Below are 24,940 nucleotides of genomic sequence, written 5' to 3' on the forward strand. Positions count from 1 at the left end.
CCTCGCTAGGGCACCTCCCCCCTCCCGAAGGAACTCATGGCACACCTCCTCGGCGCCGACGACATCCGCCTCGTCGTCGGCACCCGCACCCTGCTCGACGGCGTGAGCCTGGGCCTCGACGACGGCGACCGCGTGGGCGTCGTCGGCCCCAACGGCGCCGGCAAGTCCACGCTGCTGCGTCTCCTCGCGGGGACCGCGGTGCCCGACGCCGGACGCGTCACCCGGGTGGGTGGGCTGCGGATCGGGATGCTCGACCAGCGCGACGAGTCGCCCGAGGGCACCACGATCCGAGACCTGGTCCACGGGGAGTCGGCCGAGCACACGTGGGCGGGCGACGCGGGCATCCGTGCGGTGCACGCGGGCCTGCTCGAGGACCTGGACCTGGAGGCCCCGGCGTCGACGCTGTCGGGTGGTCAACGACGCCGCGTCGCGCTCGCGGCGCTGCTGGTCGCGGAGCACGACGTGCTGTTCCTCGACGAGCCCACCAACCACCTCGACGTCGAGGGGGTCGCGTGGCTCGCCGAGCACCTCCAGGCGCGGTACGCGCGTCCCGGTGCCCGCGGCGCGCTCGTGGTCGTGACGCACGACCGCTGGTTCCTCGATGCGGTCTGCACGCGCATGTGGGAGGTCACGGGCGACGGATCGGGCTCGGTCGAGGGGTACGAGGGCGGGTACGCGGCGTACGTCCTGGCCCGCGCCGAGCGCGCCCGCACAGCGGCCGTCACGGCCGAGAAGCGCAACAACCTGCTCCGCAAGGAGCTCGCCTGGCTCCGTCGCGGCGCCCCGGCCCGCACGTCGAAGCCCAAGTTCCGGCTCGACGCCGCGGCCGCGCTCATCGCCGACGAGCCGAACCCCCGTGACTCGCTCGAGCTCACGCGCATGGCCACGCGCCGCCTCGGCAAGGACGTGCTGGACCTCGAGGGCGTGACGGTCCGGATGCCGGCACGTGACGGTGATACCGAGGCGGCGGAGAAGGTCCTGTTCGACGACGTCACCTGGCGCCTCGGCCCGGGGGACCGCTACGGCGTGGTCGGGGTCAACGGCGCGGGCAAGACGACGCTCCTGCGGCTCCTGGCCGGGCGGCTCGCCCCCACAGCGGGCACGGTCAAGCGCGGCAAGACGATCCACGTCGCCGAGCTGACCCAGGACGTCGACGAGCTCGACGAGATCGGCGGCCTGCGGGTCGTCGAGGTCATCGAGCAGGAGAAGCGCACGGTAGCGGTCGACGGCAAGGAGCTCACGGCGGCCCAGCTCGTCGAGCGCCTCGGCTTCACGCGCGAGCGCTCCCAGACGCTGGTCCGCGATCTGTCGGGTGGTGAGCGCCGGCGCCTGCAGCTTCTGCGCCTGCTCGTCGGAGAGCCCAACGTGCTGCTGCTCGACGAGCCCACCAACGACCTCGACACCGACACGCTCGCGGCCATCGAGGACCTCCTCGACGGCTGGCCCGGGACGCTCGTCGTCGTCTCGCACGACCGCTACCTGCTCGAGCGTGTCTGCGACCGCGAGGTCGCGCTGCTGGGCGACGGCACGATCCGTGACCTGCCGGGCGGCGTCGAGGAGTACCTCGCGCTGCGCAAGGCCGCGATCGCGGCGGCCTCCGCCGGGTCACGCACCGGTGCGACGAGCGCCGGGGCCGGTGCGACGTCGTCGGGCACGGGGAGCCCCGACGGCACCGGGAACGCAGGCGCTCAGGCGGCCCCGTCCGGCGCGGACGTGCGGGCCGCGAAGAAGGAGATCGGGCGCATCGAACGACGCCTGTCCAAGATCGCGGAGCTGGAGGCGCGCCTGCACGACAAGATGGCGGCCCAGGCGACCGACCATGCCGCGATCCTCGACCTCGACAAGCAGCTCCGCGAGCTCGCCGACGAGAAGGACACGCTCGAGGCCGAGTGGATGGAAGCGGCCGAGCTGCTCGACTGAACGCCGTGCTGGTCAGGCCTCGAACTGCCCCACGACGGTGCGCAGCAGGTTCGCGAGCTGCAGCCGCTCGGCGGGCGCGAGGGCCGCGAGGACCTCGCGCTCGACGGCCAGGAGGTCGCTCATGGCGGCGTCGACGCGCTCGAGGCCCTCGGGCGTGAGCTCGACGAGCACACCGCGGCGGTCGTCGGGCGAGCGGTGACGCTGCACGAGCCCGCGCGCCTCGAGGCGGTCGATCCGGTTGGTCATGGTGCCGCTCGTGACGAGCGTCTGCGTGATGAGCGCCCCGGGGGACAGGCGGTACGGCTCGCCCGCCCGGCGCAGCGCGGACAGCACGTCGAACTCCCAGGTCTCGAGGTGCCCGCGCGCGAACGCGCTGCGGCGCGCGAGGTCCAGGTGGCGGGCCAGCCTGCTGACGCGGGAGAACACGGTGAGCGGCTCGACGTCCAGGTCCGGACGCTCGCGCTGCCAGGCGTCGACGATGCGGTCGACCTCGTCCGGGTGCGGGTGCTGCATGAACGCGAGATTACTCGACATTCCTCGACATCAAGAGTCTTGACGGGTCGACCCGCCCCGGACGGGACCGGTCAGCTCGCACGCAGGGCGTCCTTGAGCTTGATCCGGCCGCCCGTGCGCAGCACCGCGTTCGAGTAGATCTTGCCCGCGAGCCACACCAGGACGGGCACGAGCGCGAGCGAGAGCCCGACCGCGAGCAGGATCTCCCACGTCTCGACAGTGCCCAGTGCGATCCGGATCGGCATGAGCAGGGGCGAGCAGAACGGGATGTAGGACAGCCACACGACGAGCGGGTTCTCGGGGTCCCACGGGCCGATCGAGATCCCGATGATGTACGGGATCATCATGAGCGTCAGGACCGGTGTGATGACCGAACCCACGTCCTCCTGCCGCGAGACGAGCGCCGCGAGCGCGGCCAGGGCCAGCGAGTACATGACGAAGCCGATCACGAACCACACGAGCACCCAGGCCGCGGTCGCCCCGAGGTTCACGCTGCTCGCGTCGACGAGCCCCAGGGCGAACGCCGTCCCGACGCCGCCCCCCACGACCACCACGAGCTGCATGAGGCCGATCACGCCGATGCCCAGGACCTTGCCCGCCATGAGCTGCCAGGGCCGGATCGTCGCGAGCAGCAGCTCGACCACGCGGCTCGTCTTCTCCTCCACGACGCCCTGCGCTACGAGCTGCCCGCAGGTCATGAGCGCGATGAAGATGAGGATCCCGCCGACCATGCCGGTGACGATCTGCGCGGGGTCGCGCTCCTCGGCGGGTTCGAGCGTCTCGACCGTGGGCGCGGCGGTCGCGATCTCCTGCGCGACGGCGGACGGGTCGCCGCCGAGGTCGGTGACGGCCCCGGACAGGGCCGCCTGCTGGGCGAGCCCCGTGAAGACGGGCGACAGGGTCGTACCCAGCTCCTCCCGCACGACGACCGTGAACGACTCGGGGCTGCCGGTGACCAGTGCGTCGAGGTCCCCGTCGGCGACCTGGGTCCGACCCTCGGACTCCGAGACCTCGGTGACCTCGATCTCGGTCCCGACCGCCGAGCCCGCAGCGGTGAGCTGGGGGCCGAGGGCCTCGGCCTCCGACGTGACGCCGACCTTCTGGGCGGCGGGGCCCTGGTCGCCGACCAGGCTCAGCAGGAACCCGCCCAGCACCACACCGACGAGCAGGGCGACCGTGGTCCAGACGAACGCCTTGGAGCGGATGCGGGTCGAGATCTCCCGTCCCGCCACGAGGGACACCGCGCCCCACGTGCTGACGGGGGAGTCGTGCTGCGTCCTGGTCGGCGGGGCCGGGGGCCGGCGGTCGGCGCTCATGCCGAGACCTCCTGACGGGTCGTGGGGGGCGTGGGGTCGTCGCCCGACGCGTCGGCGCCCGCCGCGGGGGCGGCCGCGTCGTCGCTGCTCACGACGTGGCGGAAGAGCTCGGTCAGGGAGGGGCGCTGCGGTGTGAACTCCCGTACCGGGCCCGTGGCCAGGGCCGCGCGCAGGATCACCTGCTCGGCCCCGTCCTGGGGCGAGTCGACCTCGAGGAAGGTCCTGGCGCCGTCGTACCGCACGACGTGGACGCCCGGGAGCTCGGCCGCCCACCCGGGCGGCGCCTGCGGGGCGTCGACGACCCACTGGGGGCGCTGCGTCGCGCGCAGCTCCTCGATCCCGCCGACCTCGACCATCTCGCCCGCCTTGACGATCCCCACGCGGTCGCACAGCCGCTCGACCAGGTCGAGCTGGTGCGACGAGAAGACGACGGGGACGCCCGCGGCGGCGCGGTCGCGCAGCACGCCGCTCATGACGTCGACCGCGACCGGGTCCAGCCCGGAGAACGGCTCGTCGAGCACCAGGATGTCCGGGTCGTGCACGAGCGCGGCCGCGAGCTGGACGCGCTGCTGGTTGCCGAGCGAGAGCTTCTGGACCTCGTCGCCACGACGCGAGTCGATCCCGAGGACCTGGGTCCACTGCTCCGTCGCGGCGCGCGCCGCGCTCGTGCTCAGCCCGTGCAGCCTGGCCAGGTACTCGAGCTGGTCGCCGACCTTCATCCTGGGGTAGAGCCCGCGCTCCTCGGGCATGTAGCCGATCCGACGGCGCATGGCCAGGTCGAGCGGTCGGCCGTCCCACCGGACCTCGCCCGAGTCGGGCGCGAGCACCCCGAGCGCGATGCGCATGGTGGTCGTCTTGCCGGCACCGTTCGAGCCGACGAAGCCGAAGATCTCGCCGGCGCCGACCGTGAAGGACATGTCGCGCAGCGCGCGCACCGTCCCGTACGTCTTGTTCAGCCTGTCGATCTCGAGAGTCGCCATGGGTCAACGAAACCATGCGACGCGGCCGCCGTCACGGGCGGAATGTCACGGGTTCGAGGCCCCGTGGGTCGGCGTCCGGCCGGCGGTCAGTCGGCGGCGCGGTCCTTGGTCGTGAGCGACGGCTTCTTCTCCATGCCGGACAGGCCGTTCCACGCCAGGTTGACCAGGTGCGCCGCGACGTCGGCCTTCTTGGGGCTGCGGACGTCGAGCCAGTACTGACCCGTCAGCGCGACCATGCCGACGAGCATCTGGGCGTAGATGGGCGAGACCCGAGGGTCCAGGCCGCGGCGTTTGAACTGTTCCGCGAGCAGGTGCTCGACCTGGGTCGCGACGTCCCCGATGAGGCTGGAGAACGTCCCCGTCGCCTGGGCGACGGGGGAGTCGCGCACGAGGATCCGGAACCCGTCCTCGGAGGTCTCGATGTACGTCAGCAGCGCGAGGGCCGTGCGCTCGAGCAGCACCTTGGGGTGGCCGCCCATCGAGAGGGCTCCGGTGAGCGCGCTGGTCAGGCCCTGGATCTCGCGGTCCACGATGACCGCGTAGATGCCTTCCTTGCCGCCGAAGTGCTCGTACACCACGGGCTTGGACACCTCGGCGCGTGCCGCGATCTCCTCGACGCTCGTCCCTTCGAACCCCTTCTCCGCGAACAGGACACGGCTCACCGTGAGGAGCTGTTCACGGCGCTGGCTCGCGGTCATGCGGGATCTGGGAGGACGTCTGGAGTCTGCGGGCACGGCACCATCATGCCGTGCCGGGCCGTCCGGGGGGCCGGGATGAGATGGTTCGCCTCGCGGGACGAGCCCCGAGTGACTGCCTCCTCACACGTTTTCTCCACGTCTGGACACCGTTCGGGCCCCGAGCACGGCGCGAGACCTGGCAGACTGTTCTCCGGACGAGCGATGGTGCGCGCGACCGCGGGTTCACCCCCGGACGGCGCGCCGTGTCCAGTCCGTTCCGCCTTGGTGTAATCGGCAGCACAAGGGTTTTTGGTGCCTTTAGTCCAGGTTCGAGTCCTGGGGGCGGAGCTCGTGCCACCAACCAGATGGGAAGCCCCAGTGACCGACGCTGTGCCCGACTCACCGCCAGCCGCAGTCATCGTCCTCGCCGCTGGTGCGGGGACACGGATGAAGTCCGCGACGCCGAAGGTCCTCCATCCCCTCGCCGGACGCAGCCTGCTCGGCCACGCGATGGTCGCGGCCCGTGACCTGTCTCCGCTGCGGATCGCCGTCGTGGTCCGGCACGAGCGCGACCTCGTGGCGGCCGCAGCCCTCGAGGTCGTCCCGTCGGCCCTCGTGGTCGACCAGGACGACGTACCGGGCACCGGTCGTGCCGTGCAGTGCGCGCTCGAGGCGCTCGACGTGCGGGCGCAGGCCGAGACCGCCGCCCACGGGGTGCCGATCGGGCACGAGGGGCGGGGCGCCGTCGACGGTCTCGACGGGTCGGTCGTCGTCCTCGCGGGGGACATCCCGCTGCTGGACGCGGCGACGCTGGCCGATCTGCTCGACGCGCACCGCTCGGGCGGCAACGCCGTGACGGTCCTGACGACCGAGGTCGACGACGCGACCGGCTACGGCCGGATCGTCCGCGACGACGCCGGGGGAGTCCTGAGCATCGTCGAGCACAAGGACGCGACGGACGAGCAGCGTGCGATCCGGGAGATCAACTCCTCGGTCTACGTCTTCGACGCAGGTGTCCTGCGCGGCGCCCTCCAGCAGGTCACCCAGGAGAACGCGCAGGGCGAGGTCTACCTGACCGACGTGCTCCAGATCGCCCGCGAGGGCGGGGGGCGCGTCGGTGCGCTCCGGGTCGCCGACCCGCTCCTCGTCGAGGGGGCGAACGACCGTGCCCAGCTCGCGACGCTGCGCGCCGAGCTCAACCGCCGCATCCTCACCCGCTGGATGCTCGAGGGGGTCACGGTGATCGACCCGGCGACGACCTGGGTCGACGTCGACGTGGACCTCGGGCACGACGTGACGCTGCTCCCCGGCACCCAGCTCCACGGTGCGACGACGATCGGGGCGGGCTCGACCATCGGCCCGGACACGACGCTCACCGACATGGAGGTCGGCGTGGGCGCCACCGTGACCCGCACGCACGGCAGCCTGTCGGTCGTCGGCGACGGAGCGAGCGTCGGGCCGTTCGCCTACCTGCGCCCCGGCACGGACCTCGGGGCCAAGGGCAAGATCGGCACGTTCGTCGAGACCAAGAACGCGACGATCGGCACCGGCTCCAAGGTGCCGCACCTGTCCTACGTGGGCGACGCGACGATCGGCGAGCACACCAACATCGGTGCCGCGAGCGTCACGGTCAACTACGACGGCGTCTCCAAGCACCGCACCGTCATCGGCTCGCACGCCCGGACCGGTGCGGACAACATGTTCGTCGCCCCCGTCACGGTGGGCGACGGCGCGTACACGGCCGCAGGCTCCGTGATCCGCCGCGACGTGCCGGCCGGTGCGCTCGGCGTGAGCGGCGCCCCGCAGCGCAACGTCGACGGCTGGGTCGCCCGCCGCCGCCCGGGCACGGCCGCCGCCGACGCCGCCGCGCGGGCCCACGAGAACGACGACGACACGCCCCCTCCGCTGGGAGCCCAGGCCCAGGCGCAGCTCGCCGAGGCCACCGCGGCGACCCCGGCCCCCCGACCGACCCCGGTGCCTGCGAGCCCGGGTGTCCCCACCGTCCCCGACGGATCCAGCACCACGACCAGCAGCACGAACGAAGGGCCTTCCCCACGATGAGCAGCACGATCGCCGGCAACGGGGACAAGTCCCTCGTCCTCGCGTCCGGGCGCGCGCACCCCGAGCTCGCCAAGGACGTCGCGCGGGAGCTGGGCATCGACCTGCTCCCGACGACCGCGTACGACTTCGCCAACGGCGAGATCTACGTCCGTTTCGGGGAGAGCGTCCGCGGCGCGGACATCTTCCTCCTGCAGAGCCACACGGCGCCGATCAACCAGTGGATCATGGAGCAGCTGCTCATGGTCGACGCGGCCAAGCGTGCCTCGGCCAAGACCATCACGGTCGTCCAGCCGTTCTACGGCTACGGCCGTCAGGACAAGAAGCACCGCGGTCGCGAGCCGATCTCGGCCCGTCTCATCGCGGACCTGTTCCGCACGGCCGGCGCCGACCGTCTCATGAGCGTCGACCTGCACGCCGCGCAGACCCAGGGCTTCTTCGACGGCCCCGTGGACCACCTGTGGGCCATGCCGATCCTCACGGACTACGTCCGCTCGCGCGTCGACACGTCGAACGTCACGGTCGTCTCGCCCGACGCGGGCCGTATCCGCGTCGCCGAGCAGTGGGCCGCGAAGCTCGGTGGCGGACCGCTCGCGTTCGTCCACAAGACGCGCGACATCACGCGCCCCAACCAGGCCGTCGCGAACCGCGTCGTGGGTGACGTCGAAGGGCGCGACTGCGTCCTCGTCGACGACCTGATCGACACGGGCGGCACCATCGCGGAAGCCGTCAAGGTCTGCCTCGCGGCAGGCGCCAAGTCCGTCATCGTCGCGGCGACGCACGGCGTCCTGTCCGACCCGGCGGCGCAGCGCCTGTCCGAGTGCGGTGCGAGCGAGGTCGTCGTGACCGACACCCTGCCGATCTCCGCGGAGAAGCACTTCCCGCAGCTCACGGTCCTGTCGATCGCGCCGCTCCTGGCGCGCGCGATCCGCGAGGTCTTCGACGACGGATCGGTCACGTCGCTGTTCGACGGCAACAGCTGAGGCTCGTCCCGCGCGGTACGACGGCCCGCCCCACCGACCTGGTCGGAAGGGGCGGGCCGCCGTCGTCGCCGGGCCGTCGCACGAGGAGGCGCGCCGGCCGGGGCGCGTCCCACCCGGGCGGCGGCGCCGTCGGGCTGGCAGCATGTCTGCTGTGACCCAGCCGACCCAGCCGACCCAGCCGACCCAGCCGACCCAGCCGACCCAGCCCCTCCTCGACCCGCGCGCCGGGGTGACCACCACCGGGCAGGGGGCCGCGTCCGCGGTACCCGACGTCGTGGTGGTCGAGCTCGGCGCCGAGGCGTCCGGCGCCGACGTCCAGGTGGCGCTCGACGCCGCGAACGCCGGGGTGCGCGCGGCGCGCGAGGCGCTGCTCGCCGGCGGGGTCGCGGCCGAGGACCTGCGCACCGCGCAGACGTCCACCTGGACGCAGTCGTCCCAGCAGCCCGACGGCGCCGCGACGCTCTCCGTCACCGCTCGCCTGACGCTGCGGGTCACCGTGCGCGACGTCCTGTCGTCGGGGGAGCTCGTGCGGGCCGCGCTCGGTGCTGCCGGCGCTGTCGCGAGGCTCGACTCGATGCGCTTCGCGGTGAGCGACCCCGCGCCGCTCGCGGTCGCCGCACGCGAGGAGGCGTTCGCCGACGCGCGGGCGCGGGCCGAGCAGTACGCGGTGCTCGCGGGGCGCACGCTCGGACCCGTCGTCGAGGTGAGCGAGCAGGGCGGCGGGGCCGCACCGATGCCCCGCATGATGTCCGCCAAGGCGGGCGCGTACGACGCGATGGCCGTCGACCCGGGGCGCGAGCAGGTCGACGCGAGCGTGACCGTGCGCTGGGCGTGGGCGGACTGATCGCCGCAGGATCGTGACATTTCTCAGGGACTGCGACCCCTGGGCGCCGCTAGGTTGGATGCATGCTCATCATCGAGGACTACCTCCTGCTCGTGCTGGACGACGTCACGGGCCGCCCCGTCGGTGACGCCTCGTACCTCCAGCAGGTGGCGGCCGGTGCGCTGCTCGTCGAGCTCGCGCTGAAGGGACGCGTCGACCTCGCGGGCGACACGTCGGGGTGGCGCTCGGGACGCGTCGTGGTCCGCGACCAGTCGCCGACCGGGAGCACGCTGCTCGACGACGCGCTGGCGACGGTCAAGTCGAAGGAGGGCTCCAAGCCCAAGAGCCTGGTCGAGGTGCTGTCGCGGTCCAAGCCCGCGGACTCCGCGCTCGACGGCCTCGTCGAGCGCGGCCTGCTGCGTCGCGAGGAGGGGCGCATCCTGGGCATCTTCCCGACGACGCGCTGGCCCGCCGCGGACTCGCGCCACGAGGGCGAGGTGCGGCGCACCCTCACGCGCGTCCTGCGCGACGGCGTCGCCCCCGACGAGCGGACGGGCGCGCTCGTCGCGATGCTCGCGGCCACGAAGCAGGCCGGTCGGGTCATGGCCGCCGGTGCCGAGCTCTCGGCGACCGAGCGGCGCGAGATCGACCACCGCGCGAAGGAGCTCGCCGAGGGGAGCTGGGCGGCGGGGGCGACGCGACGCTACGTCGAGGAGATCACGGCGGCCACGACCGCGGCGCTCACCACGACGATGGTCATCGCGGGCGCGCAGTCCTGACCGTGCGCGTCCCGCCGACGAGCTGCGACACTCGCGGGTTTCCCTTGACGAGGCGCGCCCGGGTACAGTAGTTCGGTTGCCTCGGCGAGGGACGTCTGACGGCCGGTGAGACACCGGAAGGTCAGCAGGATCCTGAAGGGTCCCCGTAATCGACTGGGCGGTCGTCCTCGTGCGCCCGTCATGTGTCCCGCGCCGACGCAGCCGCCCCGTCCTCCGGTGCCAACCAGCCGGCCGGACAGCCGATCGCTTCCCACTGGTGGTCGGCCCGCAACCGTTCTTCAGGAGTTCACGTGTCCGAGATCAAGCTTGTCGCAGAGGCCCGCACCGAGTTCGGCAAGGGTGCCGCCCGTCGCATCCGTCGCGCTTCCCAGATCCCTGCCGTCCTGTACGGGCACGGCACGGACCCCGTCCACATCGCGCTCCCCGGGCACGTGACGACGCTGGCCCTCAAGCAGTCCAACGCGCTCTTCTCGATCGAGCTCGACGGCAAGCCCGTCCTCGCGATCGCCAAGGACGTCCAGCGCGACCCGGTCAAGGACGTCGTCGAGCACATCGACCTCCTCATCGTGAAGAAGGGCGAGAAGGTCGAGGTCGAGGTCAACGTGCACGTCGTCGGCGAGTCCGCTCCCGGCACGATCCACGTCGTCGAGTCGCAGACGCTCCTCCTCGAGGCCGAGGCCACGCACCTGCCGGAGGCCGTCGAGGTCTCGATCGAGGGCCTCGAGGCCGGGCACATCGTCCGCGCCGGCGAGATCACGCTGCCCAAGGGCTCCGTGTTCCACGGCGACGCCGAGCTCGCGGTCGTCGCGATCACCGAGCCGCGCAGCGAGGTCGCTGCCGAGGCAGAGGCCGAGGCCGCCGAGGCAGCCGACGAGGCTCCCGCCGAGGCCTGAGCCTCACCCTCCTGAGGGTCGGTCCCCGCTCCGCCGGGTCCGGTCCGCAGGACCGCAGGACACGTACGTTCGAGGCGTCCGGTGGCGTACGGCGCCGGGCGCCGCGCACGTTGCCCCTCAGAAGTCGATGAAGGACCAGGTGACATGACCGACCAGCCGTGGCTCGTCGTCGGGCTCGGGAATCCCGGACCCACCTACGCGGGCAACCGTCACAACGTCGGCCACATGGTGCTCGACGTCCTGGCCGGGCGGGCCGGCGCGACCTTCAGCGCGCACAAGGCGCGCGCCGCCGTGGCCGAGGCGCGCCTCGGTGTGCTGCCGGGCGGAGCCCCGGGGCCCCGGGTGCTCCTGGCCAAGCCGTCGACGTACATGAACACGTCGGGTGGTCCTGTCGCGGGCCTCGCCCAGTACTTCGGGATCGACCCCGACCACGTGATCGTCGTCCACGACGAGGTGGACATCCCGTTCGGCGACATCAAGCTCAAGTCCGGTGGCGGCGAGGGGGGCCACAACGGCCTGCGCGACATCACCAAGGCGCTCGGGACCCGCGACTACGTCCGCGTCCGCGCGGGCGTCGGTCGCCCCCCGGGGCGCATGGACACCGCGGACTACGTCCTGAAGAACTTCTCCGGTGCGGAGGCCAAGGAGCTGCCGTTCCTGCTCGACGACGCCGCGGACGCCGTCGAGATGGTCCTCACCGAGGGGCTGCTCGCGGCCCAGGGGAAGTTCCACACCAAGGCCTGACCTCCGGGCCGCCGCACGCTGCCGGTCGACATCGGGCCGGCGGCCGTGGTCCGCGAGCCCGGACTTCACCCGGGTGATGTGTCCGGTTCATCCGTTGTGGCCGGGACGTGCGCCCTAGGCTGGATCGATATCCAACCTGGGCGGGCGGCCGTCTCCTGCCCCACGACGGAGGCACGATGACCGAGGGTGTGGCGCTCGCGCACGACTACGCGACGCAGCGCGGGGGCGCCGAACGGGTGGCCCTGTGGTTGGCCGAGGCCTTCCCCGGCTCGCCGATGTACACGACCCTCTACGACCAGGCGGGCACGTTCCCCGAGTTCTCCCGGCTCGACCTGAGGACGTCCGCGCTCGACCGCGTCGGCGCGCTGCGCCGCCACCACCGGCTCGCGCTGCCCCTCCTCGCTCCCGCGGTCTCGGCGCAGCGGGTCGACGCCGACGTCCTGCTCGCGAGCTCGACGGGCTGGGCCCACGGATACCGTGGAGCACGCCGGACGGTCGTCTACTGCCACGCGCCGGCCCGGTGGCTCTACCAGCGGGACCGCTACCTCGGAGGCCGGGACGGAGCGAGCACCGGGGACCGGCTCCGCAGCGGCGTCGCGTCCGCGGCGCTCGCCGCGCTGAGCCCGGCCCTGCGCGGCTGGGACCGGCGGGCCGCAGGACGCGCCGACGTCTACCTCGCCAACTCGACCGTCACCCAGCGAGCGGTCCGCGAGGCCTACGGCATCGAGGCCGAGATCCTGCCCCCGCCCCCCGCGATGCTGCCCGCCGGGCCCGAGCGCGAGGTCCCCGGGATCGAGCCGGGGTTCCTGCTGTGCGTCGCGCGGCTCCTGCCGTACAAGAACGTCGACGTCCTGGTCGAGGCGGCCCGCCTCGCCGGACGCCACCTCGTGATCGTGGGGGACGGTCCGGACCGGGCACGCCTCGAAGGCCTCGCCGCGCGCGGGCGCCCCGTCTCCGGGAGGTGGGGCACGCCGTCGGGCACGGGCGGCGGGACCACGCTGCTCGGACGGGTCGACGACCCCGAGCTGCGCTGGCTCTACCGGAGCTGCTCGATGCTCGTCGCCGCCTCGTACGAGGACTACGGGCTGTCCCCGCTCGAGGCGGGTGCGTTCGGGCGGCCTTCCGTGGTCCTGCGGGACGGCGGGTACCTCGACACGGTCGTCGAAGGGGTGACCGGGGCGTTCTTCGACGCCCCCGAGCCCGAGCTCGTCGCGCGGGCAGTCCAGGACGCCTCGGTCGTCCCGTGGGAGGATGACGTCCTGACCTCGCACGTCGAGACCTTCGCGCTCCCGCGCTTCGTCGCGCGGCTCCGCGAGGTCGTCGAAGAGCAACGAGGCCTCGTGCACGCCGGTGCCAGCACCTCAGGGGAGAGGGACTCATGACAGTCCGGGAGTTCGTCCGCACGGTGTGGGCCGGCAAGTACTACGTGCTGGCGGCCGTCCTCGTGGTCGTGGGCGGGGCGTTCGTCTACCTCAACCAGCAGGAGACCGTCTACAAGGCGACCGCGACCGTGCGGCTCGTCGGCGTGCAGTCGGCGCAGGGCGGGGAGCAGGTCGTCGAGGTCACGGTCGACACCGACCTGAGCGACGTCACGTCCGACCCCGTCGTGCAGGCCGCGGCGACCACGCTCGGCTACACGGGCGACCCCGCGACGCTCGCCGCGCAGGTCTCGGCCGACTACCCCGGCGAGAGCCAGAGCCTGATCGCCATCAGTGCGAAGACCCTCGACCCGCAGGAGTCCCAGGACGTCGCCAACGCGTTCGCCGACGCCTACGTCGCCCAGCTCACGGTCCTCCGCGACGCGCAGATCGCGGCGCTCGACGCGAGGAGGCAGGCGCTCGCCGCGCAGCTCGCGGGCGTCACGGCCCGGCTCTCGGTCGTCACGGACGACCCGCTCGCTCTCGCCGAGAAGGAGACCATCGTCACCGACTACACGTCGCTCACGGTCCAGGCGAACACGCTCCGGGCGATCACCGTCCCCGGTGAGGTCGAGACGCCCGCCACGAGCGCCGAGGCGCTGGGGCTGGGGCGGAGCACGGTGCTCGCCCTCGCGGCCCTGGCCGGGCTCGTCGCGGGCATCGGGCTGGCCTTCGCGCGTCGTGGCCTCGACGTCCGGGTGCGTGGTGCGGCCGACGCGGCCCGCCTCGCGCAGACCCCCGTGCTGGCTGAGCTCTACGGTGTCAAGTCGTCGGACCGTGACTACAGCCACTCGCACACGCTGCCCGTCTCGCGCAAGGTCGCCACCCCCTTCACCGAGTCGATCCGCGAGCTCAGGACCGCCGTCCAGGTCTCCCTCGCGGAGGCGGACCGCGTCGTCGTGGTCGTCACGGCCGCGGACCCGCACGCGCCCCGCACGTTCATCGCGGCCAACCTCGCGGCGTCGTTCGCGCTGAGCGGCCGACGGACCATCGCGGTCTCGGGCGACCTCCGCCGCCCTCAGCTCGACCGGGTCCTTCCGCCGCCCGAGGGCTGGTCGGGCGACCCGCACACGCTGCGCCCCACGACCATCCCCAACCTGGGCGTCTTCCCCGTCCCCGAGGAGGAGATGGACCCGGCGGACTTCCTCGCGACGACCCGCGCGGGAACGCTCATCGCCGACCTGAGCGACGACGCCGAGGTGGTCGTGATCGATGCCCCGCCCGTGCTCGCCGCCGCGGACGCGACGATCCTCGGACGCTACGCGACGGGCGTGGTGCTCATCGCCTCCGCGGGAAAGACCGACCGGGCCGTCCTCGCCGAGGCCTCCGAACGACTCCGCATCAACAACGTGCCCCTCGTCGGCATCGCGCTCGCGGGCGTCAAGAGCGACCGGCGCATGCTCTACGCCTCGACCTACGGCGACCCGGACCGTCAGGACGACGGACAGGGCACCCGGTCGGCGGGAGGCGACGCGGTCGCACAGGCCCCCGCGCTCGCCGCCGAGCGCCCCGACGCGGGAACCCCGGGGGACGGCGGCGTCGAGCAGGTCGACGAGCCCCGGCGCGCAGCCCGGGAGCGGGCGGCGGCCGTCGTCACGGACGTCTCGTCCGACGCGCGGACAGGGTCCCGGTCGGCGACCCCCGACGGCGCGGTCGCCGGGCAGGGCGCCGAGCCTGGGGCGACCCCAGCGTCCCGGCGGGATGCGGGCGCCCGACAGGGACCGCTGCTGTCACCGGAGTGGGGAAAGATCACGACCGTTCCCGGAGGGCAGGGCGAGGCGCGTCCCCGCACGGCCCCGGCCCGCAAGAACGACGAGTCGGAGCAGGGCGGTAGCAGCGCAGGGCGCAGGCTGCCGTTCCGTTGGTGACGTCCGGGCGCCCGGGCGGATCGCAGCCCGGCCGACCGGTGCGCGTCCTGGTCCTCGACCACACGGGTGAGCTCGGAGGTGCCGAGCTGGCTCTGGTCCGGCTCCTCGAGGTGCTGGGCCCGGACGTCGACGTGCGCGTGCTGCTGTTCTCCGACGGCCCGCTGGTCTCTCGGCTGCGTGCGGCGGGGGCGGTCGTCGAGGTCCTGCCGCTCGACCCCGGGACGGCGTCCACGTCGCGGAGCGCGCTGGGGCGGGCGGGGCTCGCCCAGCTCGTCTCGCTGGCGCGGCTCGTCCCGTTCACGTGGCGGCTCTCGCGCCGGGTTCGCGCGCTGCGGCCGGACGTCGTGCACACGACGTCGCTCAAGGCCGACGTGCTCGGCGTGGTGCCCGCGAGGGTCGCGCGGGCCGCGCTCGTCTGGCACGTCCACGACCGCATCGCCGACGACTACCTCCCGGCGCCGGTCGCGAGGGCTTTCCGCTGGGCCTCGACGCGGTTCCCCGCGGAGGTCGTCGTGAACTCCCGCGCCACCGCGTCGACGCTCCCCGGCCCGTCGACCGTGGCGTATCCGGGGTTCGCGGCCGATCAGGTGCGCACGGACGGGCGCCCGTCGGCCGGTCGGTCGCCGGTCGTGGGCATGGTCGGCAGGATCAGCCCCACGAAGGGGCAGCTCGAGCTCGTGCGCGCGGCGCGCGGCGTGCTGGACGAGCACCCGGACGCGACCTTCCGGGTCGTGGGCGCGCCGAGCTTCGGTGCGCAGGAGTACGCGGAGCAGGTCCGCGCCGAGGCGCTGCGGCTCGGTGTGGCCGAGCGCGTCGTCTGGGCGGGGTTCGTCGTGGACCCGTCGGCAGAGCTCGACGGTTTCGACGTGTGCGTGCACGCCTCTCCCGTCCCCGAGCCGTTCGGCCAGGTCGTGGTCGAGGCGATGGTCCGCGAGGTCCCGGTCGTCGCGACCCGGGCGGGGGGCGTCGTGGAGATCCTCGCGGGGACGCCGGGCGACCCGGCCCCGCTGGGCGAGCTCGTCGAGCCGGGGGACGTCGAGTCGTTGGCCCGGGGGATCTCGGCAGTGCTCGCCGACCCGGAGGCCGCGGCGGACAGGGCGCGCCGCGCCGCGGACGTCGCCCAGGACCGGTTCGCGGCGACGCGCACCGCGGAGGTCGTCAGCGAGGTGTGGCGGCGAGCCGCCAGGCCCGCTCGATGACGTCGCGCATCGCGCGGCCCTGGGTGTCCCACGTGGGGATGTCGTCGTCCTGGTGGGTGTCGGTCGCGGCCGGTGCGGTGAGCGCGTCGCGCACGGCCTGCGGATAGTCCGCGGGCCCGGCGACCGTGACCCGGGGGTCGTCGGCGTCGCGGAAGCCCGCGACCGGGGTCGCGACGACCGGTCGCCCCACGGCCCGGTACTCGTAGAGCTTGAGCGGGTCGAGGCTGTCCGTGAAGTCGTCGACCAGGTGGGGGACGAGGAGCGCGGTCGCGTGCTGGAGGTAGGCGGGCACCTCGGTCCAGGGGCGCGCGCCGAGGAGCCGAACGCCCGCGGCGGTGAGGTCGTCGTACTCCTGGCTCGTCAGGTCGAGCACGGGCCCGACGACCACGACCGTCCCTGCCTCGGCCGTCGTCGTGGCGGTCCGGGCGACCAGGTCGAGGTCGAAGCGGTCGCGGTGGACGGTGCCCAGGTAGAGGGCCACGGGTCCGGCGGGCAGGTCCGCGGGGCGTTCCCTGGGCTGCCGGTAGCGGTCGACGTCGACGCCGTTGGTGAGGAGGGTGACGGCCCGTTCCGCGCCCTTGCTCGCGGCGAGGTGGGGCGAGCACACGGTCACCTCGTCGCACGCCTCGAGGAGGTGCGCCTCGTCCGCGAGGAGCCGACGACGGATCTCGGGCGGGCGGTCGGCCGCGACCCAGTCGTCGGTCACGTCGTACAGCGACGGCCAGTCGGTGTCCCGGACCAGGGTCGACGCGGCGGGGTCGTTGACCCACAGCACGGGGCGCGTGAGCCCGACCCGGCGCGCGGCGCGGCGCACGAGCGACGCGAGGCGGGCGTCGACCCGGGGATCGACGCGGCGCGGCAGGATCTTGGTGGGCTGGTAGAGCCACAGCTGGTCGGGGCCGACGCCCTCGACGGGCTCCGCTCGCCGGAGCCCGTGCCCGGCCCGGGGGCGGAAGCCGCGGCGGGCCTCGTGCAGCGGGTCGGCGGCGGGCTCGACGAACAGGACCACGAGCGACGGGTCGGCCCGCAGCAGCTCGGTCACGAGGTACTGGTTGCGTCGCCACACGAGGTCCCACGACTCGAGCGAGACGACCACGAGCTCGTGCACCGCAGGGGGAAGGTCTCTCACGGCGTGGGGCTCCGATGCTCGTCGTGCGGGCTGGCCCCCGGCCGGACGACGCCGCGGTACACCGCTGCCGTCCCCTGGACCTGGGCCTCGGGGGTGAAACGGGTCCGCTGGATCGTGCGCGCGGCCTCGCCGAACGCGTCGCGCCGGGACGCGGACCGGGCCAGGGCCGCGAGGTTCTCGCCCGCCCGGTCGACGTCGGTCGACGGGTAGAGGGCGAGCGGGTCGAGCCCGGCGAGCGTCTCCAGGTGGCCACCGGCCCCGGCGGCCACGACCGGCAGCGCGTTGGACATGGCTTCCAGGACGCTGAGTCCGAGGCCCTCGACCGGGCAGGGTGCCAGGAGGACCGCCGCGCGCTGCATGAGGTCGTCGACGTCGGACCGGGCGCCGAGGAACCGGACGTGCCCGGCGAGACCCTCGCGGGCGACGAGGGCCTCGAGGACGGCACGCTGCGAACCGTCGCCCGCGACGAGGAGCTGCCAGCCGTCGTCGTGCAGGCGGGACGCGGCGAAGGCGAGCACGCCCAGGTCGGTGCGCTTCTCGGGTTCGAGGCGCTGGACGAGCAGGACGGCCCCGTCGCGGCCGGCCGCGACCGGGGCGCTGGGGCGGTCGTCGATCCCGGGGTGGACGACGACGCTGTCGCCGTCGACGTGGTCGGCGACGTACCGGCTGATGGAGATCTGCGCGCGCACCGGTCGGCGGGCGACCGCGGCGGTCAGCCCGGCGGCCGGGCCGCTGCCCCGGGTCCGTGCGAAGTGGCGCGTGGCGACGACGGGCGGCATGCGTCGGAGCGTCGCGCCCGCGAGCGAGGCCGCGATCTCGGCCGACGTCATGTGAGCGTGCAGGACGTCGGCACCCGTCGCGGTCGTGCGGATCGTGCGCACGACCTGCGCGAGCGATCCCGCAGGCAGGACCCGCACGGTCGGGTCGTCGACGGTGGCCCGCATGCGGGGCACGTCGCCGCCGACCACGACGACCTGGTCACCGTGCGCGGACTGTGCGCGCGCCAGCCGGGCGACGTGCCGTTCGACGCCCGCGAAGGCGTCGGAGTGCACGACGTGGAGCACTCTCACGTGGTGGGGTCCTTCCGGTGGCGGCCCACGGGCTCGGGCTGGGGGGCGGGGATCGCGGACGGGGTGAGCACCAGGTGCTTCGAGGGACCCGTGGCGTCGATCATCTCCTCGACCGACCGGAGGTCGTCGACGGGCAACGTGTCGCCGGTCTCCTCGCGCGCGGCGCGGCGGGACTCGGCGTAGGCGTCGGCGCCCACGCAGACCCCCACGATGAGGAACGGCACGGACACCTGGACCGAGACCCAGAAGAGGTCGAACTGTCCTTGGATGAAGCGCATGAGGAGCACCGAGAACGCGAGGGTCCCGAAGCGCGGGTTGAGGCGCCACAGCACGACGAGCGAGCCGAAGAACAGCACGATGAACGCGGCGAGCCCGACGATCCCGGCCGACGTGAGCACCTCGAGCTCGGCGTTGGGCGGCTGGAAGGTGTACTCGGTGCGGTTCGCGACCCACCAGCGCAGCCCGACGCCGACCCACGGGCTGCGTTCCCAGACGTCGATGGCCTGCTCGTACCAGGTGAGCCGCTGGTAGGCCGAGTTGAACTGGTCGTTGGTCGCGAGCTGCTCCTGGACGGCGGCCCACACGAAGTACACCGCGGGGATCGCGGCGAGCAGGATGAGCTTGGAGCGCTTGCGGTCGGGGTCCGCGCGCAGGGTGATGAGGACGACGCCGATCGCGAGACCGATCAGGGCCTGGCGCGACTGCGACGCGAGGATCGCGAGGCCGAAGAGCCAGAACGCGGGGTAGGTGAAGGCCTTGGGCCACCCCACCCACCAGGGACGGGCGTAGGCCAGCAGGGCCGCGCTCCCGAGGACGCACCCGACGAAGTTCTTGTGCATGGGGAACGGGATCTGCAGGTACACGGGACCGGTGTTGCCGGCGGCGAGCTGCTGCAGGGCCGTGAAGCACGTCAGGGCCGCGATGATCAGGCACGGGATCATGAACAGCGTCAGGCCGAGCCGCGCGCGCCCCGCCCGGCCCACGGCCCACCCGACGAGCAGTGCGCCGCCGACCGAGAGCCAGGCGTGGAACCACTCGACGGTGTTCGCGGTGTACGGGTTGGCGATGACGGTGAAGAGCGTGGCGACCTGGTAGAACGCCGAGAGCCACAGGAGCGAGCGCATGGGGCGCGAGAGGGGCCGCTGCGTGAAGAAGAGCGCGAACCAGAACGCCCCGAAGAGCGCGAAGTCGCTCAACGAGAGGTTGACGGCGTCACCGCCGACGCGCTGGACGATCACCATCGCGGGCATCGCGAGGATCGGCATGGCGGCCGGCTCGTAGATCGTCATCCCGACGACGAGGACCAGCGCGGCGACCGCGACCGAGATCGCGGTGTACTCGGGCACCAGGAGGCCGATCCCGACCAGGACCACGGCGACCGCGACCGATCCCGCGGCCCAGGCGAGGGACCGGCGGATCACGTCGTGGGGCCCGGGTTGGTGGGGCGGGCGAGCATCTCCGCCTCGGCGGACAGGGGGCCGCGCGCGTACAGCCGGAGCCGGAGCAGGGCCAGGTCGCGTCCGGTGCCCCGGAGCGCGACGGCTCGCGCGGCCGAGCCCGCGAGGACACCCGCGCGTGCCGCGTGCCAGCCCGTCGCGCCGAAGTGCTTGCGCAGGTACCGCTCCTGGGAGGCGTGGAAGTGCGTCTCGCGGCGGGTCGGGTCACCGCTCGTGGCGCCTCCGAGGTGCAGCGCCTGTACCTCGGGCACGGCCAGGTGGCGCCTGCCGAGGAGGGTCGCCCGGTAGGCCCAGTCGGTCTCCTCGGCGTAGAGGAAGAAGCTCTCGTCGAACGGCCCGACCTGCTCGAGCGCGTCGGCCCGGAGCATCAGCACGGACCCGATGACGAACGACCGGTCGGCCGGGGTGCGGCGCAGCGAGCCGAGCCCCACGGCCTCGATCCAGGTCCCGGCCGGGGACGGGTAGGGCCAGACGACGCGCGCGGCCTCGCCGTCGCCGTCCACCTGCGCCGGGCCTACGCTCGCGAGGTCCGGTGCCTCGTGGAGCCGGGCCTGGAGGGTCAGGACGTCCTCGGGGCTCACGACGGCGTCCGGGTTGAGCAGGAGGACGTCCGAGCCGGGGGTCTGGCGGTGGCGCAGCGCGTGGTTGACGCCCGCGGCGAACCCGCCGTTGCGCCCGGGGTCGAGGTAGCGGGCGCCCGCGAGCTCGGCGACCTCCCGGATCTCCGGCAGCGACGAGTTGTCCACGACGGTCAGGGGAAGCTTGCCGACGAGGGGTGCCAGCGCGTCGCGCACCAGGTCGGGGGAGCCGTACGCGACGAGGACCACCTCGGGCGGCAGCCGCCCGCCGCCCGACGGCGGAGCACCGGTTCCCGGGGTGTGCTCGCCGCCTGCACGGGTCGGGTTCCCGGCGGGGGTCGTGGGCGCGGGGTGCGCCGTCGCGTGCTCGTACAGGGCGAGGTAGCGGCGTGCGACCTCGGGCCAGGCGCACGAGGCGGCGCGCGTCAGGCCCTGCGCACGGAGCGCCTCGGCCAGGCCGGGCTCGTCGACGACCCGGACGAGCGCCTCGCGCAGCGCCCCGGCGTCACCGGGGGGCACGAGCAGGCCCGCGCCGCCCACGACGTCGGGCAGGGCGCCCGAGTCGCTCGCCACCACGGGCGTGCCGCACGCCATGGCCTCGACCGCGACCCGACCGAACTGCTCGATCCAGCCAGGGGTGTCGAGGGACGGGACGGCCAGGACGTCGAGCGAACGGTAGAACGCGACCAGGTCGTCGCCCGCGAGCGGTCCGACGAACCGGACCCGGTCGCCCAGCGGCCGTGCCCGGTCGCGGAGCGTGCGGGCCGACGGGCCGTCGCCCGCGAGCGTCACGTGCAGGCGGTCGTCGTCCCGGGCCGCTGCGAGCAGGACGTCCACGCCCTTGTGCGGGGCGAGGCGCCCCGCGTAGCCGACGTGCACCGGCCCCCCGGCCGGCCCGGTCCCGGGGCGACCCGGACCGGGGACGGGTGCGACGCCGTCGGGCAGGAGGGCGGACAGGCCGGGGGAGACGGCCTCGCCCGGGGAGAAGACCGACAGGTCCACGCCCAGCGGGACCACCTCGACCGCGCCCCGCGCGCCCTTCGCGCGGACGATGCGTGCTGCGGCCTCGTTGCAGACCGACACAGCGGCCGCGCCACGCAGGGCCGCGGCCTCGAAGGCACGGAACGGCCAGGGGTAGCGCTTGGGGATGTTCTGCGCCGAGTACAGGACGTAGGGGGGCGCCGGGCGGCGGCGACGTCCCGGCAGGAGGGCGCGGAGCCGTCGCAGAGCCAGGATCTCCGCCGTCGCGAGCGCGAACGGCTCCTCGTGCAGGTCCAGGACGTCCCACCCCTGGCCCAGGGCGCGCCAGAGCGGGCCCGGGGCGTAGACGAACAGCGCGGGGTGCGAACCGAACGTCCGGACGCCCTCGACGGGTTCGCCCGCCCGGGGCGTCAGCTGGACCGTCGTGCCGCCCTCGTCCCACGCCCGCGCCGACAGGAGTCCGACGTCGAGCCCGGTCGCCCGGAGCTCGCGCTCCCGCTCTCGCCACGCGTCGACCACGGCGCTGTGCGAGACGCGGAGGATCCTCATGTGGGAGATTGTCCACCAGCGAGGGGTCCCTGCCCCCGCGATCTCACCGAATTCACCCCGACCGAACCGAGGAGCGCCGTGCCCGACCGAGGTCCTGACGCCGCGGGCGCGACCGTCGCCGAACCGCTCGTGAGCGTCGTCGTCGCCACCAACCGGGGCGGGCCGTTCCTGGCCGAGGCGCTGGCCTCGGTCGCGGCGCAGACGTACCCGCACGTCGAGCTGGTCGTGGTCGACGACGGCTCGCCCGACCCGGCCGTGATCCGCGGCCTCGTCGAGGAGGCTGGCGTCGGGACGGTGCTGCGCCTCGACCCGTCGGGCGTCTCCACCGCGCGCAACACCGGTGTCCGGCACACCCGCGGCGAGCTCCTCGCGTTCCTCGACGACGACGACCGGTGGCATCCCGACCGGCTGCGCCTCGCGGTCGACGCGCTGTCCGCCCGACCCGACGCCGTGATCTCCTACTGCGCGATGCGCACGGTCGACCCGGCGGGCGAGGAGCTCGTGGCCGCCGACCAGCGCCCGGCCCGCGACGCACGGGACGTGGTCCGCGGCCTGACGGGGATCATGCTGCCCAACCTCGTGATCCGCCGCGGTGCCTTCGACGCCGTGGGCGGGTTCGACCCCGCGTACCGGCAGGGCGAGGACCTCGACCTGGTCCTCGCGGCCGCGACGCTCGGGCCGTTCGTCTTCGTCGACGAGGTCCTCGTCGACTACCGGTACCACCCCGGCAACACGACGCGGGCCTACCGCGACCTCGCCGCGGGCATCCGGGTGATCCTGCGCGAGCGGCGCTCGCAGGCCCGCGTGGCTCGCCGGGCGGAAAGCGCGGGCCGGGCCGGCCGTGCCGATCTCGACCCGGCCTACCGTGACCGGCTGCGCGCCAACGACCGCTTCGCCGCGTGGAGCGCCGCCCGGGCCGCGCGGGCCGACCTCTCCGAGCGTCAGGTCCGCGCCGCGCTCGGTCACGTCGCCTGGGCTGCGCGGTTCGCACCGCTCGCGCCCCTCGACTGGGCCCGCGAACGGGGGCGACGGCTCGTCGGCAGGGTGACTGGCAGGACGACAGGCAGGGCGACGGGTGCAGGCCCCGGCGAGACGAACGACTAGGACGCGTCCTGCCGCCAGCTCGGCGGAGGGACGATCGGCGGAGCCGCCGGGACCCGCCCGAACTTCCACCCGGCGCTCCAGCTCAGCCGCCACACCAGGTCGGAGAGATCCCCCGGGCGCCGGATCGTGGACGCCTTGCGGAACGCCTTCCGGACGAACGAACCACCACGGACGGCGAACACCCGGCCGCGCCGGGCGAGCCCCCTGAGGCGGCCCACGACGCCCGCGGGCAGCGTGTCCTCCCCCGGTGCGGAGTCCGCTCGTGCGTGGTCGCCCGTCGGCTCGTCGTCGCCCGTCGTGCGCGGAGCCTGCGCGTACAGCAGCGCGTACCGGTGGCTCAGCCAGCGCTCGCCCGCGCCGTACGCGAAGGACTGCCGGGCGATGTTCCGCAGACCGTCGCGGCGCCGGACGTGCAGCACGATGTCCGGGTCGAACACCAGGTCGTGGCCCGCGAGCTGGACCCGGATGCAGAAGTCGTCGTCCTCCGCGGTCCGGGCCCCCTCGTAGAAGCCCCCGACCTCGTCGAAGACCGCCGTGCGCACGCCCATGTTGCCCGAGCCCGCCGTGACGAACTGCTCCAGCCCGGGCTTGACCGTCAACCGGTCCGTCTGGGCCGTCCACGTGACCGACGACGTCAGGTCGGCGTTGAGCCGGGACCCCTCGAACGGGCCCGCGACGAACTCGTGCTCGGCCAGGGCGCGGTGCATCGCCTCGACCCAGCCGTCCGCGACCATGTCGTCCGCGTCGCAGAACGCCAGGGCCCGCGACCTCGCCTGCGCGACCGCGATGTTGCGGGCCGCGCTGGGTCCGCGACGGGCCGAGGCGTCGACGAGCCGGAGCTCGGGCATGCGACCGGTCCACTCCTGGACGAGCCGACGGGTCCCGTCGCTCGACCCGTTGTCGCTCACGATCACCTCCCAGGGCCACGCGGGACGCTGCGCGAGCAGCGCGCCGAGCTGGACCCCGAGGGTCGCCTCCGCGTCGTACGCCGGGATGATCACCGAGAGCTCCGGGCGGGCCTGCGCACCGGTGGGTGTGCTCATGTCTGACGCATCCTCTCGCGGGCCATGCTCATGACGGGCTGGTACGTCGTCACCAGGTCGTGGGCGGTCACGGTCCGGTAGCCGTCGGCCACGAGACGATCGAGCAGCAGGCCCAGGACCCGGGCCCGGTCGAAGGCCGGGAACACCTCGTCGGCAGCGAGCGTCTCCGGGTCGCCCCGGTCGTCGTGGAGCAGGAGCATGCTCCCGGGGAAGATCGTCGACAGGGCACGCTCGGCGATCCGCTCCTCCTCGTCGTCGACCCAGTCGAACGCGTCGCCCGACCAGATGAGCACGTCCATGCCCAGCCCCGCGATGCCGTGCGCCTGACGGACCGTGTGCGCGCCGTACGGGGGCCGGAACGAGACGAGGGGCGCCGAGACGATCGACTCGACCTCGTCCTTCGCGTCCCGCACGTACCGGACCGCCTCGCTATCGCCCATCGTCAGCAGCGACCGGTGGTCCTGCCCGTGGAGCGCGAGCTCGTGGCCCTCGGCGAGGATCCGGCGGGCGATCTCCGGGTGCGCCCGGACCTGCCGGGCGAGCGCGAAGAACGTCGCGGTCTCGCCGCGTGCGGCGAGCAGGTCGAGCAGGCGAGGCGTGTGCTCGGGGTGCGGGCCGTCGTCGTACGTGATCGACACGACCCGGTCCGACGTGTTGACGCAGAACGTGCCGAGCGCGCGCGTCAGGGCGCGGGGTAGCGGGAGGCGCGTGTACGCGACCTCCGCGAACCCGCCCCCCACGGGCGCTGGCCTGCTCTCGATGTCGCGGCGACGGACCACGATCCCGCGGGGAGCGCGACGGTCCGTGGTGCGGGATCCGCCGGGCAGGGACTCGGACATCGGCTGACCCTCTCTGGTC

The 24,940-nt window shown here is 73.8% G+C and carries 21 protein-coding genes and 1 tRNA gene; 12 read left to right on the top strand and 10 right to left on the bottom strand.

The window, feature by feature from the left end; translation table 11 throughout:
• Window positions 1-36: 36 nt before the first annotated feature.
• A complete protein-coding gene (locus H9652_RS04435) occupies window positions 37-1,920 on the top strand; it encodes an ABC-F family ATP-binding cassette domain-containing protein (RefSeq protein WP_191795058.1) in 1,884 nt (627 codons plus the stop codon).
• A 12-nt stretch (window positions 1,921-1,932) separates the two neighbouring features.
• Here H9652_RS04435 and H9652_RS04440 read toward each other — a convergent pair whose 3' ends face one another.
• The 4 genes from H9652_RS04440 to H9652_RS04455 all read right to left on the bottom strand — a co-directional run bounded on the left by H9652_RS04440 (window position 1,933) and on the right by H9652_RS04455 (window position 5,427).
• Window positions 1,933-2,433 carry a MarR family winged helix-turn-helix transcriptional regulator gene (locus H9652_RS04440; RefSeq protein ID WP_030153375.1) on the bottom strand — a complete coding sequence of 167 codons (501 nt, stop codon included), beginning with the start codon at window positions 2,431-2,433 and terminating at the stop codon, window positions 1,933-1,935.
• Window positions 2,434-2,504: 71 nt separating this feature from the next.
• A complete protein-coding gene (locus H9652_RS04445) occupies window positions 2,505-3,749 on the bottom strand; it encodes an ABC transporter permease (RefSeq protein ID WP_191795059.1) in 1,245 nt (414 codons plus the stop codon).
• Complete coding sequence (locus H9652_RS04450; RefSeq protein WP_191795060.1) at window positions 3,746-4,729, bottom strand: ABC transporter ATP-binding protein; 984 nt, start codon at window positions 4,727-4,729, stop codon at window positions 3,746-3,748. Before H9652_RS04450 ends, H9652_RS04445 begins: the two co-directional genes overlap by 4 nt.
• A gap of 86 nt (window positions 4,730-4,815) precedes the next feature.
• Window positions 4,816-5,427 carry a TetR/AcrR family transcriptional regulator gene (locus tag H9652_RS04455; protein ID WP_191795061.1) on the bottom strand — a complete coding sequence of 204 codons (612 nt, stop codon included), beginning with the start codon at window positions 5,425-5,427 and terminating at the stop codon, window positions 4,816-4,818.
• Window positions 5,428-5,682: 255 nt separating this feature from the next.
• Between H9652_RS04455 and H9652_RS04460 the strand changes: the two genes are divergently transcribed.
• From H9652_RS04460 to H9652_RS04505, 10 genes are all read left to right on the top strand, one after another.
• A tRNA-Gln gene (locus H9652_RS04460) sits at window positions 5,683-5,754 on the top strand.
• 42 nt (window positions 5,755-5,796) lie between these two features.
• Window positions 5,797-7,467 carry a bifunctional UDP-N-acetylglucosamine diphosphorylase/glucosamine-1-phosphate N-acetyltransferase GlmU gene (glmU, locus tag H9652_RS04465; RefSeq protein WP_191795157.1) on the top strand — a complete coding sequence of 557 codons (1,671 nt, stop codon included), beginning with the start codon at window positions 5,797-5,799 and terminating at the stop codon, window positions 7,465-7,467.
• Window positions 7,464-8,447 (top strand): ribose-phosphate diphosphokinase, encoded by a 984-nt coding sequence (locus tag H9652_RS04470; protein WP_138823089.1) that lies wholly within the window; start codon window positions 7,464-7,466, stop codon window positions 8,445-8,447. Before glmU ends, H9652_RS04470 begins: the two co-directional genes overlap by 4 nt.
• A 151-nt stretch (window positions 8,448-8,598) precedes the next feature.
• The gene (locus tag H9652_RS04475; protein WP_318243976.1) at window positions 8,599-9,291 is read left to right on the top strand and encodes an SIMPL domain-containing protein; all 693 of its coding nucleotides are present in this window, start codon (window positions 8,599-8,601) and stop codon (window positions 9,289-9,291) included.
• Between the two features lie 62 nt (window positions 9,292-9,353).
• Window positions 9,354-10,049 carry a GOLPH3/VPS74 family protein gene (locus H9652_RS04480; RefSeq protein WP_191795063.1) on the top strand — a complete coding sequence of 232 codons (696 nt, stop codon included), beginning with the start codon at window positions 9,354-9,356 and terminating at the stop codon, window positions 10,047-10,049.
• A 290-nt stretch (window positions 10,050-10,339) separates the two neighbouring features.
• Window positions 10,340-10,942, top strand: coding sequence for a 50S ribosomal protein L25/general stress protein Ctc (locus H9652_RS04485; protein ID WP_191795064.1), 603 nt, complete (start codon window positions 10,340-10,342; stop codon window positions 10,940-10,942).
• Window positions 10,943-11,086: 144 nt separating this feature from the next.
• Window positions 11,087-11,686 (top strand): aminoacyl-tRNA hydrolase, encoded by a 600-nt coding sequence (gene pth / locus H9652_RS04490; RefSeq protein ID WP_138823097.1) that lies wholly within the window; start codon window positions 11,087-11,089, stop codon window positions 11,684-11,686.
• 176 nt (window positions 11,687-11,862) lie between these two features.
• The gene (locus H9652_RS04495) at window positions 11,863-13,068 is read left to right on the top strand and encodes a glycosyltransferase (RefSeq protein ID WP_191795065.1); all 1,206 of its coding nucleotides are present in this window, start codon (window positions 11,863-11,865) and stop codon (window positions 13,066-13,068) included.
• Window positions 13,065-14,972: a polysaccharide biosynthesis tyrosine autokinase gene (locus tag H9652_RS04500; protein WP_191795066.1), complete on the top strand. Its 1,908-nt coding sequence runs from the start codon at window positions 13,065-13,067 to the stop codon at window positions 14,970-14,972. Before H9652_RS04495 ends, H9652_RS04500 begins: the two co-directional genes overlap by 4 nt.
• Window positions 14,969-16,171, top strand: a complete 1,203-nt coding sequence (locus H9652_RS04505; protein WP_191795067.1) for a glycosyltransferase — start codon at window positions 14,969-14,971, stop codon at window positions 16,169-16,171. The genes H9652_RS04500 and H9652_RS04505 overlap by 4 nt, the downstream gene beginning before the upstream one ends.
• Here H9652_RS04505 and H9652_RS20190 read toward each other — a convergent pair.
• From H9652_RS20190 to H9652_RS04525, 4 genes are read right to left on the bottom strand one after another with little or no spacing between them, the layout of a single operon-like run.
• A complete protein-coding gene (locus H9652_RS20190) occupies window positions 16,131-17,300 on the bottom strand; it encodes a glycosyltransferase (protein WP_318243977.1) in 1,170 nt (389 codons plus the stop codon). The two genes, H9652_RS04505 and H9652_RS20190, sit on opposite strands and share 41 nt — an antisense overlap.
• Window positions 17,297-18,370: a glycosyltransferase family 4 protein gene (locus H9652_RS04515; RefSeq protein WP_191795068.1), complete on the bottom strand. Its 1,074-nt coding sequence runs from the start codon at window positions 18,368-18,370 to the stop codon at window positions 17,297-17,299. Before H9652_RS04515 ends, H9652_RS20190 begins: the two co-directional genes overlap by 4 nt.
• Entirely contained in the window at window positions 18,367-19,791 is a 1,425-nt protein-coding gene (locus H9652_RS20195; RefSeq protein ID WP_191795069.1) for an O-antigen ligase family protein, read from the bottom strand. The genes H9652_RS04515 and H9652_RS20195 overlap by 4 nt, the downstream gene beginning before the upstream one ends.
• Complete coding sequence (locus H9652_RS04525; protein WP_191795070.1) at window positions 19,788-21,935, bottom strand: glycosyltransferase; 2,148 nt, start codon at window positions 21,933-21,935, stop codon at window positions 19,788-19,790. The genes H9652_RS20195 and H9652_RS04525 overlap by 4 nt, the downstream gene beginning before the upstream one ends.
• Window positions 21,936-22,013: 78 nt before the next feature.
• Here H9652_RS04525 and H9652_RS04530 point away from each other — a divergent pair, with 78 nt between their 5' ends.
• Window positions 22,014-23,039 carry a glycosyltransferase family 2 protein gene (locus tag H9652_RS04530; protein ID WP_191795071.1) on the top strand — a complete coding sequence of 342 codons (1,026 nt, stop codon included), beginning with the start codon at window positions 22,014-22,016 and terminating at the stop codon, window positions 23,037-23,039.
• Here H9652_RS04530 and H9652_RS04535 read toward each other — a convergent pair.
• A complete protein-coding gene (locus tag H9652_RS04535; protein WP_191795072.1) occupies window positions 23,036-24,082 on the bottom strand; it encodes a glycosyltransferase in 1,047 nt (348 codons plus the stop codon). The two genes, H9652_RS04530 and H9652_RS04535, sit on opposite strands and share 4 nt — an antisense overlap.
• The gene (locus H9652_RS04540) at window positions 24,079-24,921 is read right to left on the bottom strand and encodes a polysaccharide deacetylase family protein (RefSeq protein ID WP_191795073.1); all 843 of its coding nucleotides are present in this window, start codon (window positions 24,919-24,921) and stop codon (window positions 24,079-24,081) included. Before H9652_RS04540 ends, H9652_RS04535 begins: the two co-directional genes overlap by 4 nt.
• Between the last annotated feature and the right edge of the window lie 19 nt (window positions 24,922-24,940).

Origin of the sequence: Oerskovia rustica, from assembly GCF_014836555.1 — a bacterium.
GTDB classification, from domain to species: Bacteria; Actinomycetota; Actinomycetes; order Actinomycetales; family Cellulomonadaceae; genus Oerskovia; species Oerskovia rustica.

Excerpts from the sequence above, each read along its gene's own strand:
- H9652_RS04435 (WP_191795058.1), top strand. The coding sequence starts at position 37 with ATGGCACACCTCCTCGGCGCCGACGACATCCGCCTCGTCGTCGGCACC.
- H9652_RS04440 (WP_030153375.1), bottom strand. The coding sequence starts at position 2,433 with ATGCAGCACCCGCACCCGGACGAGGTCGACCGCATCGTCGACGCCTGG.
- H9652_RS04445 (WP_191795059.1), bottom strand. The coding sequence starts at position 3,749 with ATGAGCGCCGACCGCCGGCCCCCGGCCCCGCCGACCAGGACGCAGCAC.
- H9652_RS04450 (WP_191795060.1), bottom strand. The coding sequence starts at position 4,729 with ATGGCGACTCTCGAGATCGACAGGCTGAACAAGACGTACGGGACGGTG.
- H9652_RS04455 (WP_191795061.1), bottom strand. The coding sequence starts at position 5,427 with ATGACCGCGAGCCAGCGCCGTGAACAGCTCCTCACGGTGAGCCGTGTC.
- H9652_RS04470 (WP_138823089.1), top strand. The coding sequence starts at position 7,464 with ATGAGCAGCACGATCGCCGGCAACGGGGACAAGTCCCTCGTCCTCGCG.
- H9652_RS04480 (WP_191795063.1), top strand. The coding sequence starts at position 9,354 with ATGCTCATCATCGAGGACTACCTCCTGCTCGTGCTGGACGACGTCACG.
- pth (WP_138823097.1), top strand. The coding sequence starts at position 11,087 with ATGACCGACCAGCCGTGGCTCGTCGTCGGGCTCGGGAATCCCGGACCC.
- H9652_RS04495 (WP_191795065.1), top strand. The coding sequence starts at position 11,863 with ATGACCGAGGGTGTGGCGCTCGCGCACGACTACGCGACGCAGCGCGGG.
- H9652_RS04500 (WP_191795066.1), top strand. The coding sequence starts at position 13,065 with ATGACAGTCCGGGAGTTCGTCCGCACGGTGTGGGCCGGCAAGTACTAC.
- H9652_RS04525 (WP_191795070.1), bottom strand. The coding sequence starts at position 21,935 with ATGAGGATCCTCCGCGTCTCGCACAGCGCCGTGGTCGACGCGTGGCGA.
- H9652_RS04535 (WP_191795072.1), bottom strand. The coding sequence starts at position 24,082 with ATGAGCACACCCACCGGTGCGCAGGCCCGCCCGGAGCTCTCGGTGATC.
- H9652_RS04540 (WP_191795073.1), bottom strand. The coding sequence starts at position 24,921 with ATGTCCGAGTCCCTGCCCGGCGGATCCCGCACCACGGACCGTCGCGCT.